General features: G+C 58.5%; 11 protein-coding genes and 3 pseudogenes. 6 read left to right on the forward strand and 8 right to left on the reverse strand.

Features of this window, described 5'->3' with window-relative positions:
* Positions 1-214 precede the first annotated feature (214 nt).
* Complete coding sequence (locus tag RRF55_RS05290; protein ID WP_004173926.1) at positions 215-2,248, forward strand: alpha-amylase; 2,034 nt, start codon at positions 215-217, stop codon at positions 2,246-2,248.
* A 168-nt stretch (positions 2,249-2,416) separates the two neighbouring features.
* On the forward strand, positions 2,417-3,673 hold the full coding sequence (avtA, locus tag RRF55_RS05295; protein WP_002922359.1) for a valine--pyruvate transaminase: 1,257 nt from the start codon (positions 2,417-2,419) through the stop codon (positions 3,671-3,673).
* 42 nt (positions 3,674-3,715) lie between these two features.
* Here avtA and RRF55_RS05300 read toward each other — a convergent pair whose 3' ends face one another.
* The 7 genes and pseudogenes from RRF55_RS05300 to RRF55_RS05330 all read right to left on the reverse strand — a co-directional run.
* Positions 3,716-4,201: a 4Fe-4S dicluster domain-containing protein gene (locus tag RRF55_RS05300; RefSeq protein ID WP_002922360.1), complete on the reverse strand. Its 486-nt coding sequence runs from the start codon at positions 4,199-4,201 to the stop codon at positions 3,716-3,718.
* A gap of 109 nt (positions 4,202-4,310) precedes the next feature.
* Positions 4,311-4,403: pseudogene (locus tag RRF55_RS05305) on the reverse strand (IclR family transcriptional regulator); the annotation flags it as partial.
* A 42-nt stretch (positions 4,404-4,445) separates the two neighbouring features.
* The gene (gene selB, locus RRF55_RS05310; RefSeq protein ID WP_048975205.1) at positions 4,446-6,287 is read right to left on the reverse strand and encodes a selenocysteine-specific translation elongation factor; all 1,842 of its coding nucleotides are present in this window, start codon (positions 6,285-6,287) and stop codon (positions 4,446-4,448) included.
* Positions 6,284-7,672, reverse strand: coding sequence for an L-seryl-tRNA(Sec) selenium transferase (gene selA, locus RRF55_RS05315; protein ID WP_032437382.1), 1,389 nt, complete (start codon positions 7,670-7,672; stop codon positions 6,284-6,286). The genes selB and selA overlap by 4 nt, the downstream gene beginning before the upstream one ends.
* 105 nt (positions 7,673-7,777) lie before the next feature.
* Entirely contained in the window at positions 7,778-8,386 is a 609-nt protein-coding gene (locus tag RRF55_RS05320; protein WP_004145238.1) for a glutathione S-transferase, read from the reverse strand.
* Positions 8,387-8,492: 106 nt separating this feature from the next.
* A pseudogene (locus tag RRF55_RS05325) lies at positions 8,493-8,624 on the reverse strand (hypothetical protein); the annotation flags it as partial.
* Positions 8,612-8,830 (reverse strand): annotated as a pseudogene (locus tag RRF55_RS05330) (hypothetical protein); the annotation flags it as partial. The pseudogenes RRF55_RS05330 and RRF55_RS05325, both read right to left, overlap by 13 nt.
* A gap of 523 nt (positions 8,831-9,353) precedes the next feature.
* Between RRF55_RS05330 and mtlA the strand changes: the two are divergent.
* The 3 genes from mtlA to mtlR all read left to right on the forward strand — a co-directional run bounded on the left by mtlA (position 9,354) and on the right by mtlR (position 13,106).
* A complete protein-coding gene (gene mtlA / locus RRF55_RS05335) occupies positions 9,354-11,261 on the forward strand; it encodes a PTS mannitol transporter subunit IICBA (protein ID WP_002922397.1) in 1,908 nt (635 codons plus the stop codon).
* A 100-nt stretch (positions 11,262-11,361) separates the two neighbouring features.
* Positions 11,362-12,510 carry a mannitol-1-phosphate 5-dehydrogenase gene (gene mtlD / locus RRF55_RS05340; RefSeq protein ID WP_019705056.1) on the forward strand — a complete coding sequence of 383 codons (1,149 nt, stop codon included), beginning with the start codon at positions 11,362-11,364 and terminating at the stop codon, positions 12,508-12,510.
* Positions 12,510-13,106 (forward strand): mannitol operon repressor MtlR, encoded by a 597-nt coding sequence (mtlR, locus tag RRF55_RS05345; RefSeq protein ID WP_002922401.1) that lies wholly within the window; start codon positions 12,510-12,512, stop codon positions 13,104-13,106. Before mtlD ends, mtlR begins: the two co-directional genes overlap by 1 nt.
* Here mtlR and RRF55_RS05350 read toward each other — a convergent pair.
* Positions 13,095-13,319 carry a hypothetical protein gene (locus RRF55_RS05350; protein WP_002922402.1) on the reverse strand — a complete coding sequence of 75 codons (225 nt, stop codon included), beginning with the start codon at positions 13,317-13,319 and terminating at the stop codon, positions 13,095-13,097. The genes mtlR and RRF55_RS05350 overlap by 12 nt on opposite strands.
* 272 nt (positions 13,320-13,591) lie before the next feature.
* Here RRF55_RS05350 and RRF55_RS05355 point away from each other — a divergent pair, with 272 nt between their 5' ends.
* Positions 13,592-13,954, forward strand: a complete 363-nt coding sequence (locus tag RRF55_RS05355) for a YibL family ribosome-associated protein (RefSeq protein WP_002922410.1) — start codon at positions 13,592-13,594, stop codon at positions 13,952-13,954.
* The last annotated feature ends 244 nt before the right edge of the window (positions 13,955-14,198 follow it).

Raw genomic sequence — 14,198 nt, forward strand, 5'->3', positions numbered from 1 at the left:
AACAGAAATAGTCCAATTCCGAATTGCTGTCATCTGAAATCGGTTTCTGCGGCGCATCGCCAGCGCGAAAATGCTAGCTTCGTCTCATTTTTAGCCTATTTTTTGAGCGGTGTCACTCACCCCTTTTCATCCTCCTGGTAAAACGCGCGTCAGGAGGAGTTCACCCGCGCGGCGACAAGGCACACTAGATAAAAACCGCTCACAGGATCTCGCAATGAAACTCGCTGCGCTTGCCACGTTATTCGTGCCTGGGATGGCTTTTGCCGCCTGGACTACCACCGACTTTCCTGCTTTTACCGAAGAAGGGACCGGCCGATTCATCAGCCAGAAAGTGGTTGAGAAGGGTACACGTCCCCTGCAGCTAAATTTTGACCAGCAGTGCTGGCAGCCTTCCGGCGGCATTAAGCTCAACCAGATGCTGTCCATGGAGCCCTGTCGCGGCACACCGCCGCAATGGCGCATCTTCCGCCAGGGTCTGTATACCCTGGAGGTGGATACCCGTTCCGGCACGCCAACGATGATGATTTCGCTGGAGGAAAAAGAGACCAGCGCCGCGGCGCCGCAGATCCGCCAGTGTCCGAAGTGGGACGGAAAACCGCTGACCATCGACGTCAGCAAAACCTTCGCCGAGGGCAGCAAGGTCCGCGATTTCTACAGCGGCAATGTCGCGACCGTCAGCGGCGGCAAAATCACCCTGCAGCCCGCCTTCGGCAGCAATGGTCTGCTGCTGCTTGAGCGCGCCGAGACGGCCGCCCCGGCGCCGTTTGACTGGCACAATGCCACCGTCTACTTCGTCCTGACCGATCGCTTCGTAAACGGTAACCCGGCCAACGACAACAGCTATGGTCGCCATAAAGACGGCATGCAGGAGATCGGAACCTTCCACGGCGGCGACCTGCAGGGATTAACCAGCAAGCTGGATTATCTGCAGCAGATGGGAGTTAACGCCCTGTGGATCAGCTCCCCGCTCGAGCAGATCCACGGCTGGGTCGGCGGCGGCACGAAGGGCGATTTCCCTCACTACGCTTATCACGGCTATTACACCCAGGACTGGTCGAAACTGGACGCCAACATGGGGACCGAAGCGGATCTCCGCCGACTGGTGGATGAAGCGCATAAGCGCGGAATACGTATTCTGTTCGACGTGGTGATGAACCATGCCGGCTACGCCACCCTGGCCGACATGCAGGAGTTCCAGTTCGGCTCCCTGTATCTGCAAGGCGATGAGCTGAAAAAAACTCTCGGCGAGCGCTGGACGGACTGGAAGCCGGGCGCTGGACAGACCTGGCACAGCTTTAACGACTATATCAACTTCAGCGACAAAGCCGGGTGGGAGAAATGGTGGGGTAAGAAGTGGATCCGCACCGATATCGGCGATTACGACAATCCGGGCTATGACGATCTCACCATGTCGCTGGCCTTCCTGCCGGACCTGAAAACCGAATCGAAGGAGGTCTCAGGCCTGCCGAACTTCTATAACCATAAACCAGACACCGCAGCGAAAGCGATCCCGGGCTATACGCCGCGCGACTATCTGACACACTGGCTGAGCCAGTGGGTACGTGACTACGGCATCGATGGCTTCCGCGTCGATACCGCCAAACATGTGGAGATGGACGCCTGGCAGCAGTTAAAAACCCAGGCCACCGCCGCGCTGGCGGAGTGGAAGAAAGCCAATCCGGATAAAGCGCTGGATGCGGCGCCGTTCTGGATGACCGGCGAAGCCTGGGGACATGGAGTGATGCAGAGCGATTATTATCGCCACGGTTTTGATGCGATGATCAATTTCGACTACCAGGACCAGGCGGCGAAAGCGGCGACCTGTATGGCCAATATTGACCTCACCTGGCAGCAAATGGCGGACAAGCTGCAGAGCTTTAACGTCCTGAGCTACCTCTCCTCGCACGATACGCGGCTGTTCCGCGAAGGCGGCACCACCGCGGCGGAGCTACTGCTGCTGGCCCCTGGCGCCGTGCAGATTTTCTATGGCGACGAATCATCGCGCCCGTTCGGCCCCACCGGCTCGGACCCGCTGCAGGGTACCCGCTCGGAGATGAACTGGCAGGATGTCAACGGCAAGGCGGCCCGCAGCGTTACCCACTGGCAGAAGATCGGCCAGTTCCGCGCTCGCCATCCGGCAATCGGCATGGGCAAACAGACAACGCTGTCGATGTCGCGTGGTTACGGGTTCGTGCGTGAGAGCGGTGAAGACAAAGTGATGGTCATCTGGGCCGGACAGCAGCAGTAATCCACAGGTGGCTCTCCGCCCTGGCGGGGAGCCATTCAGAACAAAACGCTAACAAAATAGCAATTTACAGGATAAAGATAAAAAGCCGCCTCCTCCCGCCGATTTGCACCACGCCAGCGCTGGCGTTATGGTTAGCCACTTTCCAGAACCACCGATAGACTATTCGCGATGACATTTTCCCTTTTCGGCGACAAATTCACCCGTCATTCAGGCATCACCCGCTTGATGGAAGACCTTAATGACGGTCTGCGCACGCCGGGCGCTATTATGCTGGGCGGCGGCAACCCCGCTCAGATCCCGGAAATGAATGACTACTTCCAGCAGCTGCTGGCCGACATGCTGGATAATGGCAAAGCCCTTGATGCGCTTTGTAATTATGATGGTCCACAGGGCAAAAGCGAGCTGCTGGCTCTGCTGGCGAATATGCTGCGCGACGAGCTGGGCTGGGAGATCGAACCACAGAATATTGCGCTAACAAACGGCAGTCAGAGCGCATTTTTCTACTTATTTAATCTGTTTGCAGGCCGTCGGGCAGATGGCACCACCCGTAAGGTACTGTTCCCACTGACGCCGGAATATATCGGCTACGCCGATGCCGGTCTGGAAGAGGATCTGTTCGTTGCCACCCGGCCGAACATCGAACTGCTGCCGGAAGGCCAGTTTAAGTACCATGTTGATTTTGAGCATCTGCAGGTGACGGAAGAGACCGGGATGATCTGCGTCTCGCGCCCCACCAACCCGACCGGCAACGTCATCACTGATGAAGAGCTGATCAAACTGGATGCGCTGGCGAATCAGCACGGGGTCCCGCTGGTGATTGATAACGCCTACGGCGTACCGTTCCCGGGCATTATCTTTAGCGACGCCCGACCGCTGTGGAATCCGAACATCGTGCTGTGTATGAGCCTGTCCAAGCTGGGCCTGCCGGGCAGCCGCTGCGGGATTATCATCGCCAACGAAAAAATCATCACCGCCATCAGCAACATGAACGGCATTATCAGCCTCGCCCCTGGCGGCATCGGGCCGGCAATGATGTGCGAAATGATTAAACGACAGGATCTGCTGCGCCTGTCAGAGACGGTGATCAAGCCCTTCTATTACCAGCGGGTGCAGGAAACCATCGCCATTATTCGCCGCTATCTGCCGGAGGAGCGCTGCCTTATTCACAAACCGGAGGGGGCAATCTTCCTCTGGCTGTGGTTTAAGGATCTGCCGATCTCCACCGAGCTGCTGTATCAGCGGCTGAAAAAGCGCGGCGTGCTGATGGTGCCGGGGGATTACTTCTTCCCTGGTCTGGATAAACCGTGGCCGCACACCCACCAGTGTATGCGCATGAACTATGTACCGGACCCGCAAAAAATCGAAGCCGGAGTGAAAATCCTCGCCGAAGAGGTTGAATTTGCCTGGCGCGAACAGGAAGCATAGTCTCGGACGCCGCGGGCGGGTAACGTTCGTCAGCGACCCCATTCACGCCAGCGCCAGCCGCTGGCGTTTTTGCGCGCATAGCGCTTCCAGCTCCGCGGGAACCATCACCCGCAGCGCCTGCGTCGGGCAGGCGGCCACGCAGGCCGGTCCTTCGGCGCGGTGATGGCATAGATCGCATTTCAACGCCTGCGCCTGCTGGTTCATTACCGTAACGGTCATCGCGCCGTACGGGCAGGCCACCATGCAGCTTTTGCAGCCGATGCAGCGCCGCTGGTCGACCCACCAGACGTCATTGTCGCGCTGAATCGCCCCCTGTGGGCAAACGCTGGCGCAGGGCGCATCCTCGCACTGCCGACAGGCCATCGCCGTCGATATGTCACCGCTTTTCACCACCCGGATACGCGGCGCGAAATGGTTCGTCGACAGGGCGGCGACATCCTGCGCCTGCTGGTGCGCCACCGCGCAGGCCACTTCGCAGGTACGACAGCCGATGCACCGCTGGGCATTGGCAATAAGAAACTGGTTCATCCTCTGCTCCCTGGGGATAAAACCGCAGGGTGCCAGAATATCCCCTGCCCGCGCTTTGATCCTGAATGGAATCAGCGCTGTTTTTTGTCAGATGGCCGGCAGGATGTGGTCATTTGCCTGACGCTTCACGCACCGTGAAACCCAGCTCACGCGAAATTGCTTCGGCGGTCTCACGTAGTGGTTTTAACAAGTTCTTTTCGCCAGCTCCCCGGCACGAAGTCCGCCGGGGAGCCGACGTTAATGATTACCGGAACAATGCCTTATCGCGCAGGATATGATCGTTGCCGCGACGGCGGGTGAAGCCAATCCGATCGAAATACTCCAGGATCTGGATCGCCAGCTTCCGCCCTACGTTTAAGGTATCGCGGAAATCCGCCGCGCAGGTTGAACCGCGCAGCCGATCCAGCTCGCGCACCCGCTGGGCGAACTGCACAATGCGATCGTTGCGGTAGTAACGATCCTTGACGATCGCGGTAATCATCCCCTGCTGCGCCGCCTGGCGCAGCACCGCGCGCATCAGGGACTCTTCAACATGGACTTCGCGCGCAAGATCGCGCACCCACCACGGATCGTCGCCGAACAGAGTCTCCACCTTCTGCCAGACCGCCTGCTGCTCGTCGGTAAACCCGGCTTTATGCTCCGGCAAATGCAGCCAGCCGTGATGGCTGTGGACTAAGCCGCTCTCGCGCATCTGCTCAATCAGCAGCAGCACCAGCGCTTCATCTTCCATCGGCAGCGCGATGCGGCGCAGGCGCTCCCGGCCAGGGCCCGGCTCGTCTCGATGCTGCTCATGGTAGCGCGCAAGGGCATCCAGCAATTTTCGCTGCCAGCGGGCGGCAAGCGGCGCGCTAAGCAGGCGCTGTCCGGCCTGCAGATAGTCCGGTCGCTGGATCAGGGCCGCCATTCCGGCTTCGCTGAGCTGCCGCGCCCAGGCGAAGTGCTCAAGCCGGACGGCATCCCGCTGCAGATGCAGCTCCAGCGCCTGCGCATCGTCAGCGCCGACCGCTGCCAGGGCGTGCAGCCACTGCAGATATTCCGGTTTACGTTTGCCGCGACGCGGAGGATCCAGCGTCACCACCCGTGCGCCCGCCAGCGTCAAGCGAGCGGAGATATCGCGGAGCACCAGCCGGTCGTTATCCGCCAGCCACAGCGGAGTATCCAGCACCAGCTCCGCCAGGTTGCCCTCAAGAAGCGACACCCGGCCGGTAATGTGGCTGGCAGCATGGTGAATATGCAGCGGCTGCCACTGGCTGAGCGGCGTATGGCACTGCAGCTCGACAATCACCCGTTCTGCTGGCTCCGGCGGTGGTGAGGAGAGCAGCCAGTCGCCGCGGTGCACTGCCTCTTTTTGCGCATCGCCGACAATATTCAGCGCAATGCGCTGCCCGGCGTGCGCCTGCTCAACCGCTTGATTCTGGGCATGCAGGCCGCGGACGCGCATCGGCGTGTTGACGCCGGTAAGCCACAGGGTATCCCCGACCTGTACTTCGCCGGAGAGCGCCGTCCCGGTGACCACCAGCCCCGCGCCTTTGACGGTAAAAGCGCGATCCAGCGCCAGGCGAAACCGCTGCTGCTGCGGGCGGGGGCGCTCCGCAAGCTGCAGCAGATGGCTGCGCAGTTCCGCAATACCGATGTTTTCCGCCGCCGCGGTGGGAAAGAAAGCGACGGCGTCAAAGCCCAGCTCGCCCAGGGTCTGCTCGACCTCAGCCTGAACCTCCGCCACCCTGGCGGCCGCCACGCGGTCCGTTTTGGTCAGCGCCACGGTCAGCGTCGGCTTTCCGGTCAACTGCAGGATCGCCAGGTGTTCGCGGGTTTGCGCCATCACCCCGTCATCGCAGGCCGCCACCAGCAGCGCATGGTCAATACCCCCCACCCCCGCCAGCATGTTGGACAAAAACTTTTCGTGCCCGGGAACGTCAATAAATCCCAGCACCCGCCCGTCCGGCTGCGGCCAGTAGGCATAGCCGAGATCGATCGTCATTCCCCGCGCTTTCTCTTCCGGCAAACGATCGGCATTCACGCCGGTTATCGCCTGCAGCAGCGTCGTTTTGCCGTGGTCAACATGTCCAGCGGTGGCAATAATCATCGTAACAACATCTCCATAAAGCGGGTTTCATCTTCCAGACAGCGCAGGTCCAGCCAGAGCCGACCGTCATAAATGCGGCCAATCACCGGACACGGCAGCGCGCGCCAGCGGGCCGCCAGCGCCTCCAGCCGGCTACCGCGGCCGTCATGCGGGGTAAAGGTCAACGCCGCGCTGGGCAGGCGGTCGACGGGTAACGAGCCGCTGCCAATCTGCGACTGGCAGGCTGCCACGCTGACGGCAAAATCAGCATAGTGTGCCGCCAGGTCAGGCTGCAGGCGTTCAGCCAGCCGGCGGATCTCCTCCGCCGGACGGGTGAGCAGGCGCAGCGTCGGCAATTTCTCCCTCAGCGCCTCCGGGTGCTGATAGAGGCGCAGCGTAGCCTCCAGCGCCGCGAGGGTCATTTTATCGGCGCGCAGCGCCCGCTTCAGCGGATGGCTTTGCAGCTGGGCAATCAGCGCGCGTTTGCCGACGATAATCCCGGCCTGCGGGCCACCGAGCAGCTTGTCGCCGGAGAAACTGACCAGGCTCACCCCGGCGGCGATCATCTCCTGCGGCATCGGCTCCTTTGGCAGGCCATACTGACTGAGATCCACCAGCGACCCGCTGCCCAGGTCGGCTACCACCGGAACATCCAGTTCGCGACCAATGGCCGCCAGCTCCGCTTCGTCGACGGCTTTGGTAAAGCCCTCAATACTGTAGTTGCTGGTGTGGACCTTCATCAGCAGCGCGGTATTGTCATTCACCGCCTGGCGATAATCTTTGGCATGGGTGCGGTTGGTGGTACCCACTTCTTGCAGCTGGCAACCCGCCTGGCGCATCACGTCGGGGATGCGAAATGCCCCGCCGATCTCCACCAGTTCGCCGCGAGAGACCACCACTTCGCGACCGCTGGCGGTGGCCGCCAGCATCAGCAGAACGGCCGCCGCGTTGTTGTTCACGATACAGGCGTCTTCCGCGCCGGTGATCTGGCACAGCAGATCGGCAATGGCGCGATCGCGATGGCCGCGCCCGGCGTCGTCGAGATCATATTCGAGCGTCACCGGCGCGCGCATCGCGCTGGCGACCGCCTCCACGGCCGACTCCGCCTGAATGGCGCGCCCCAGATTGGTATGCAATACCGTACCGGTGAGATTAAACACCGGACGCAGGGCGCTCTGCCGGCCGGCGGTGAGCCGCTGCGCGCAGGCGCTCGGCCAGTCATGGCTCCAGTCCGGCAGTGTCTGATACTGGCGGATTTGCTCCCGCGCCTCATCCAGCATCTGGCGCAGCTGCGCCACCACCTGCGAATGGCCGTGCTGCGCCAGCAGGGGAGAAAAAGCGGGGTCGCGTAGTAAGCGGTCAATGGCCGGAAGCCGGGTATAAAGCGCACGAATTTCGGTAGTCATGAATGGGCCTGGCGGTAAGTTATTTTCCCCCCTCCCGACGGGAGAGGGAGTCAACAATCAGCGGCGATTGTAACGCCTCCTTGCGCAAACTGTTACCTGCCTGGGTCAAGTCCGCGGCGGTTCAGTGCGCGCAAAGCTGGCGCGCTGGAACAACGCATCCACCAGCTTCACCAGCTGCGGCCGGGTGGCGCACCAGCCGGGCGCGACCCGGCGAAAGTTCAGATAAGCAATGGCGCAGGCCGTGGAAATGGTCGCCAGATTAACCTCGTCGCCGCGCAGCGTTCCGTCTGCCGCGCAGGCTTCCAGCCTGTCGAGACCGCGAGCCACTTTCTCCCGCTGGCGGAGCAGTTCTTGCTCTGACTGTTGCGCGCCCGGGCGAGCCTTTTCACGCACCAGCGCCTGGGCGGCCTCCATCACGCCATCCGCCAGCGCCTCTAGCTGGCGCATCCTGAGAGCGGCTCTGGGGTCGGCGGGGATCATCGGCGGCGCCACGCCCAGCAGCTCCAGATACTGGGCGATGACCGGGGAGTCAAACCAGCACTCACCGTCGTCCGTCACCAGCGCTGGTACCTTGCCCAGCGGGTTATAGCGCGCCACACCGTTGCTTTCGCTGTAGGGGGATTCGTTGACAAACTCAAAAGGGATGCGCTTTTCCAGCAGGATCACCGATATTTTGCGCACAAAGGGACTGGTGTAGCTGCCGATCAGTTTCATAGCCTGCTCCTTATCGCCAACAAATTATCGCCAACAAAGATATGAGTATGGCTCAGGGCAGGACAAAAGGCAGGTGAGCGTCCGGCTCAACCTGCCGCCGATCGCATTAATGATCGAGATAGAGGTAGTGCATCCAGCTGGTCATCCGCAGCAGCACTTTACGCATCACCGAGACGTGGGTGAAATGGTCGGAGTAGAGCGCCACCTGCGCGTAGATACCATCGGGTAATGCTGATAGCCCTTGTTCAAGCGATCGCGTTCCGTCGACACGCGGGTGGTATTGGCCTGGGCCTCAGAGAGCTGCGGCTTGGGGACGTTAATACAGTACAGCGTCGTTACCAGGTTGGCCTGCAGGCGGTCGACTCGCGCCTGATTGGACGCCGGGTCAATCGTAAATAGCGCCTCGCCTTTCTCGACGCGCTGAGTGGCTCTATCGGTTCGGCTTTACGGGATTATTTATATGATTTTATTCACAATATACTAATATTCGCCCCGCTATTTTGAGGATAATTCACGCCTTTCATTTATGCCATCCGGCGTAAAAAAGTTATTCGGCAATTAAGGTTGCTTAGTTACAGGGTCATCCCGGCGTGGAAGCAAAACCGGGCCGAGATCACAGCGGCGTAAACCCCTCGCGAAATTCTTTGTGATCAAAATCACAAACAAACAACAAAAACACGAAACAAAAATGTGACAAATATCACACAAAAAGGCGAATCAGCGGCTAAAAAGGCGCTGTGTTGTTTTTTTACACAGTAATTTTGTGATCATCATCACTACAAAACCCTCTTAGCCCCCTATATTCATGTGATCCAAATCACATAAAAGGGCGCTGGCTGGACAGCTAAACGATTCAGTGCCAGATTTCGCACTATCAATCAGGGCCCGGCTACCTCTGCCGCCACATTAACAACAAACCTCGGGCTTTAAGCCTGCGCGCTACGCAAAACAGAAGAAGGGGTGTTTTATGTCATCCGATATCAAGATCAAAGTGCAAAGCTTTGGTCGTTTCCTCAGCAATATGGTGATGCCGAATATCGGCGCGTTTATCGCGTGGGGTATCATCACCGCGCTTTTCATTCCGACAGGGTGGTTGCCAAACGAAACGCTGGCGAAGCTGGTCGGTCCGATGATCACCTACCTGCTGCCGCTGCTGATCGGTTACACCGGCGGTAAATTAGTCGGCGGCGAACGTGGCGGCGTGGTCGGGGCGATCACCACCATGGGCGTTATCGTCGGCGCGGATATGCCGATGTTCCTCGGCTCCATGATTGCCGGCCCGCTGGGCGGCTACTGCATCAAGAAATTCGATAACTGGGTAGACGGTAAGATCAAATCCGGTTTTGAAATGCTGGTGAATAACTTCTCCGCCGGCATCATCGGGATGATCCTCGCCATTCTGGCCTTCCTCGGCATCGGCCCGGCGGTCGAAGTTCTGTCGAAAATTCTGGCGGCTGGCGTTAACTTTATGGTGGCGCACGACATGCTGCCGCTGGCGTCTATCTTCGTCGAACCGGCAAAAATCCTGTTCCTTAACAACGCCATCAACCACGGTATCTTCTCGCCGCTGGGTATTCAGCAGTCCCACGAGCTGGGTAAATCCATCTTCTTCCTGATTGAAGCTAACCCGGGTCCAGGGATGGGCGTTCTGCTGGCGTACATGTTCTTTGGCCGCGGCAGCGCAAAACAGTCTGCAGGCGGGGCGGCTATCATCCACTTCCTGGGTGGTATCCATGAAATCTACTTCCCGTACGTACTGATGAACCCGCGCCTGATCCTGGCCGTTATCCTCGGCGGGATGACCGGTGTCTTCACCCTGACTATCCTCAATGGCGGTCTGGTTTCCCCGGCTTCCCCAGGCTCTATCCTGGCGGTACTGGCGATGACGCCGAAAGGCGCCTACTTCGCTAACATCGCCGCGATTATCGCAGCGATGGCGGTCTCCTTCGTGGTCTCTGCGGTTCTGCTCAAGACCAGCAAAGTCAAAGAAGAAGACGATATCGAAGCCGCAACGCGTCGTATGCATGACATGAAAGCGGAATCCAAAGGCGCCAGCCCGCTGGCGGCCGGCAATGTCACCAACGACCTGAGCCATGTGCGTAAAATCATCGTCGCCTGCGACGCCGGGATGGGTTCCAGCGCCATGGGCGCCGGGGTACTGCGCAAGAAAGTGCAGGATGCCGGGTTGAGCAACATCTCGGTCACCAACAGCGCAATCAATAACCTGCCGCCGGATGTTGACCTGGTCATCACCCACCGCGACCTTACCGAGCGCGCCATGCGCCAGGTACCGCAGGCGCAGCATATTTCGCTGACCAACTTCCTCGACAGCGGTCTGTACACCAGCCTGACCGAGCGCCTGGTCGCGGCCCAGCGCCACATCGACAACGAAGTCAAAGTCACCGATAGCCTGAAAGACAGCTTTGACGATACTAACAACAACCTGTTCCAGCTGGGCGCGGATAACATCTTCCTCGGTCGCAAAGCAGCCACCAAAGAAGAAGCCATTCGCTTCGCCGGTGAGCAGCTGGTGAAAGGCGGCTACGTCGAGCCGGAATATGTGCAGGCGATGCTGGATCGCGAAAAACTGACCTCGACCTATCTCGGCGAGTCCATCGCGGTACCGCACGGCACCATCGAAGCGAAGGACCGCGTGCTGAAAACCGGCGTCGTCTTCTGCCAGTACCCGGAAGGCGTGCGCTTCGGTGAAGAAGAAGATGAAGTCGCGCGTCTGGTCATCGGCATCGCCGCTCGTAATAACGAGCACATTCAGGTTATCACCAGTCTGACTAACGCCCTGGATGACGAAACCGTGATTGAGCGCCTGGCGAAAACCACCAGCGTCGACGAAGTTCTGGCACTGTTAAATAAATAATCAGCGCTATCCAACCCTCTCCTTTGGGAGAGGGTTGGGGTGAGGGGAAAGGCCTCACCCCAGCCCTCTCAGGTGAAAACATTAATTGAAGGTTAATACTATGAAAGCATTACATTTTGGCGCAGGTAATATCGGACGTGGCTTTATCGGTAAATTGCTGGCCGACGCGGGCATCGAACTGACGTTTGCCGATGTCAATCAGACCGTACTTGATGCCCTGAATGCCCGTCATAGCTATCAGGTTCACGTCGTCGGTGAGAATGAGCAGGTGGACACCGTCTCCGGCGTCAATGCCGTCAGCAGCATCGGCGATGAGGTTGTGGACCTGATCGCTGAGGTGGATCTGGTCACCACCGCCGTCGGTCCCGTCGTGCTCGAGCGCATCGCGCCAGCGATCGCCAAAGGGCTGGCGCAGCGCAAAGCGCAGGGCACCGAACGCCCGCTGAACATCATCGCCTGCGAAAATATGGTGCGCGGCACCACGCAGTTAAAAGGCCACGTGTTTAACGCGCTGGCGGAAGAAGATAAAGCGTGGGTGGAAGCGCATATCGGCTTTGTCGACTCTGCCGTTGACCGTATTGTGCCGCCATCGGCTTCCGCCACTCATGACCCGCTGGAAGTCACCGTGGAAACCTTTAGCGAATGGATTGTCGATAAGACTCAGTTCAAGGGCGCGCTGCCGACTATCCCGGGGATGGAATTAACTGATAACCTGATGGCATTTGTCGAACGCAAGCTCTTCACCTTGAACACCGGGCATGCTATAACCGCCTACCTCGGAAAACTGGCGGGCCATCAGACGATTCGCGACGCGATCCTCGACAAGAAAATTCGTGCCGTCGTGCAGGGCGCGATGGAAGAGAGCGGCGCGGTGCTGATCAAACGTTACGCCTTTGACCCGCAGAAGCACGCGGCTTATATCCAGAAAATACTTGGCCGTTTCGAGAACCCGTACCTGAAAGACGATGTTGAGCGCGTTGGCCGTCAGCCGCTGCGCAAACTGAGCGCTGGCGACCGTTTAATTAAGCCGCTGCTGGGTACACTGGAATACGGGCTGCCGCACCGCAACCTGGTGAAAGGGATTGCGGCGGCGATGCATTTCCGTAGCGAAGACGATCCGCAGGCGCAGGAGCTGGCGGCACTGATCGCCGACAAGGGGCCGCAGGCCGCGCTGGCGCAGATTTCCGGCCTGGATGCCGCAAGTGATGTCGTCGCGGAGGCCGTTAACGACTACAACGCGGAAAAATGATGCACAACCTGGCGCGGCCGACGTCGCGCCCATTACGACTCCTGTCAGATATGCAGGCAATGATGGAAGAAACACAAGCATTTGAAAACCGTGTGCTTGAGCGTCTGAATGCTGGCAAAACCGTACGAAGCTTCCTGATCGCCACCGTCGAGCTGTTAACGGAAGCGGTCAATATTCTGGTGCTTCAGGTGTTCCGTAAAGACGACTACGCGGTGAAATACGCCGTCGAGCCCTTGCTGGAGGGCAGCGGGCCGCTCGGCGATCTCTCTGTACGCCTGAAGCTGATTTATGGCCTTGGGGTGATAAGTCGTGCCGAATATGAAGACGCCGAGCTGCTGATGGCCCTGCGCGAAGAGCTTAACCACGACGGCAATGAGTACAGCTTTACCGACGACGAAATTATCGGTCCGTTCGGCGAGCTGCACTGCGTCGCCGCCCTGCCGCCAACGCCGCAATTTGATGACAGCGATGCCGAACTGCTGGCAATGCAGAAACTGCGTTACCAGCAGATGGTGCGCTCAACGATGGTGCTGTCCCTGACTGAGCTGATTTCACGAATCAGCTTAAAAAAAGCCTTTCAGAAATCAACGCTCTGATTCCGGTTCCGTCTGGTCGCAGGTCGGCCGGTAAAGCTGACGATAATATTCCAGACGCTGCAGGAACAACGCTTCCTTATCCTGAGGAATGTCTCGCGGTACATGCTGCAGACGCGGAGACTTTTTCAAATACTCCATAAACGCCTGACTGGAAGCCATAAAATCAACCGCTTTGTCGATTAAACGTGGTACGCCGTCGCCGATCTTTGCCATCACGTCCTCCTTTTGGGAATAATCTGATTAAGCATTAGCCAATTCACCGGCGTGGGTTAAGGAAAACGTGCTTATCTGCCGACAGGCTTCACAGAAATGAAATTAGAACGGGTATTAGGCGGAATATTAATAAAATTCAAATTATTAGCGATAAATGATATTGCATTCCGCGGGCGACAAACGGCGAATTTTTGATAAATAGCTATCAACAATAGCGGTCACGGCACATACTATAGGCGAATGAAGCCCCTTTATTAACAGATCAAATCACCATGAAAGAAGTCGAAAAGAATGAAATCAAGCGTCTGAGCGATCGTCTCGACGCCATCCGCCACCAGCAGGCCGAGCTGTCGCTGGTGGAAGCCGCCGATAAATACGCTGAACTGGAAAAAGAAAAAGCCACTCTGGAAACGGAGATTGAACGTCTGCGTTCCGTCCAGAGCCAGAAGCTGAGCAAAGAGGCGCAGAAGCTGATGAGCCTGCCGTTTCGCCGCGCGATTACCAAAAAAGAGCAGGCCGATATGGGCAAGCTGAAGAAAAGCGTTCGCGGCCTGGTGGTTGTCCATCCGATGACCGCCCTGGGCCGGGAAATGGGTCTGAAAGAGATGACCGGTTTCGCCCGCAGCGAATTTTGATCCCCAGCCCTCTCCGTACGGAGAGGGCTATTCTGTCTTCACTCCCCCACATTTTTACCTTCAGCCGGGTCGATTGGTCCAACCAATAATTTCATCCACCCCCTTGCAGTTCACAAATCCGTCAAAACCCATCACAAACCCGTTGCTTGTGAGCAACATCTGATTAACCATTCGTTGTCATCAACCCTGATACCCTTAATTGGCCGGGCCAATTTTACCTTCGATGGGATCGGCAATGAGCGCA

This window comes from Klebsiella sp. K47 (assembly GCF_051858335.1).
In the GTDB taxonomy this organism is placed as follows: domain Bacteria; phylum Pseudomonadota; class Gammaproteobacteria; order Enterobacterales; family Enterobacteriaceae; genus Klebsiella; species Klebsiella pneumoniae.

Excerpts from the sequence above, each read along its gene's own strand:
- RRF55_RS05290 (WP_004173926.1), top strand. The coding sequence starts at position 215 with ATGAAACTCGCTGCGCTTGCCACGTTATTCGTGCCTGGGATGGCTTTT.
- avtA (WP_002922359.1), top strand. The coding sequence starts at position 2,417 with ATGACATTTTCCCTTTTCGGCGACAAATTCACCCGTCATTCAGGCATC.
- RRF55_RS05300 (WP_002922360.1), bottom strand. The coding sequence starts at position 4,201 with ATGAACCAGTTTCTTATTGCCAATGCCCAGCGGTGCATCGGCTGTCGT.
- selB (WP_048975205.1), bottom strand. The coding sequence starts at position 6,287 with ATGATTATTGCCACCGCTGGACATGTTGACCACGGCAAAACGACGCTG.
- selA (WP_032437382.1), bottom strand. The coding sequence starts at position 7,672 with ATGACTACCGAAATTCGTGCGCTTTATACCCGGCTTCCGGCCATTGAC.
- RRF55_RS05320 (WP_004145238.1), bottom strand. The coding sequence starts at position 8,386 with ATGAAACTGATCGGCAGCTACACCAGTCCCTTTGTGCGCAAAATATCG.
- mtlA (WP_002922397.1), top strand. The coding sequence starts at position 9,354 with ATGTCATCCGATATCAAGATCAAAGTGCAAAGCTTTGGTCGTTTCCTC.
- mtlD (WP_019705056.1), top strand. The coding sequence starts at position 11,362 with ATGAAAGCATTACATTTTGGCGCAGGTAATATCGGACGTGGCTTTATC.
- mtlR (WP_002922401.1), top strand. The coding sequence starts at position 12,510 with ATGCACAACCTGGCGCGGCCGACGTCGCGCCCATTACGACTCCTGTCA.
- RRF55_RS05350 (WP_002922402.1), bottom strand. The coding sequence starts at position 13,319 with ATGGCAAAGATCGGCGACGGCGTACCACGTTTAATCGACAAAGCGGTT.
- RRF55_RS05355 (WP_002922410.1), top strand. The coding sequence starts at position 13,592 with ATGAAAGAAGTCGAAAAGAATGAAATCAAGCGTCTGAGCGATCGTCTC.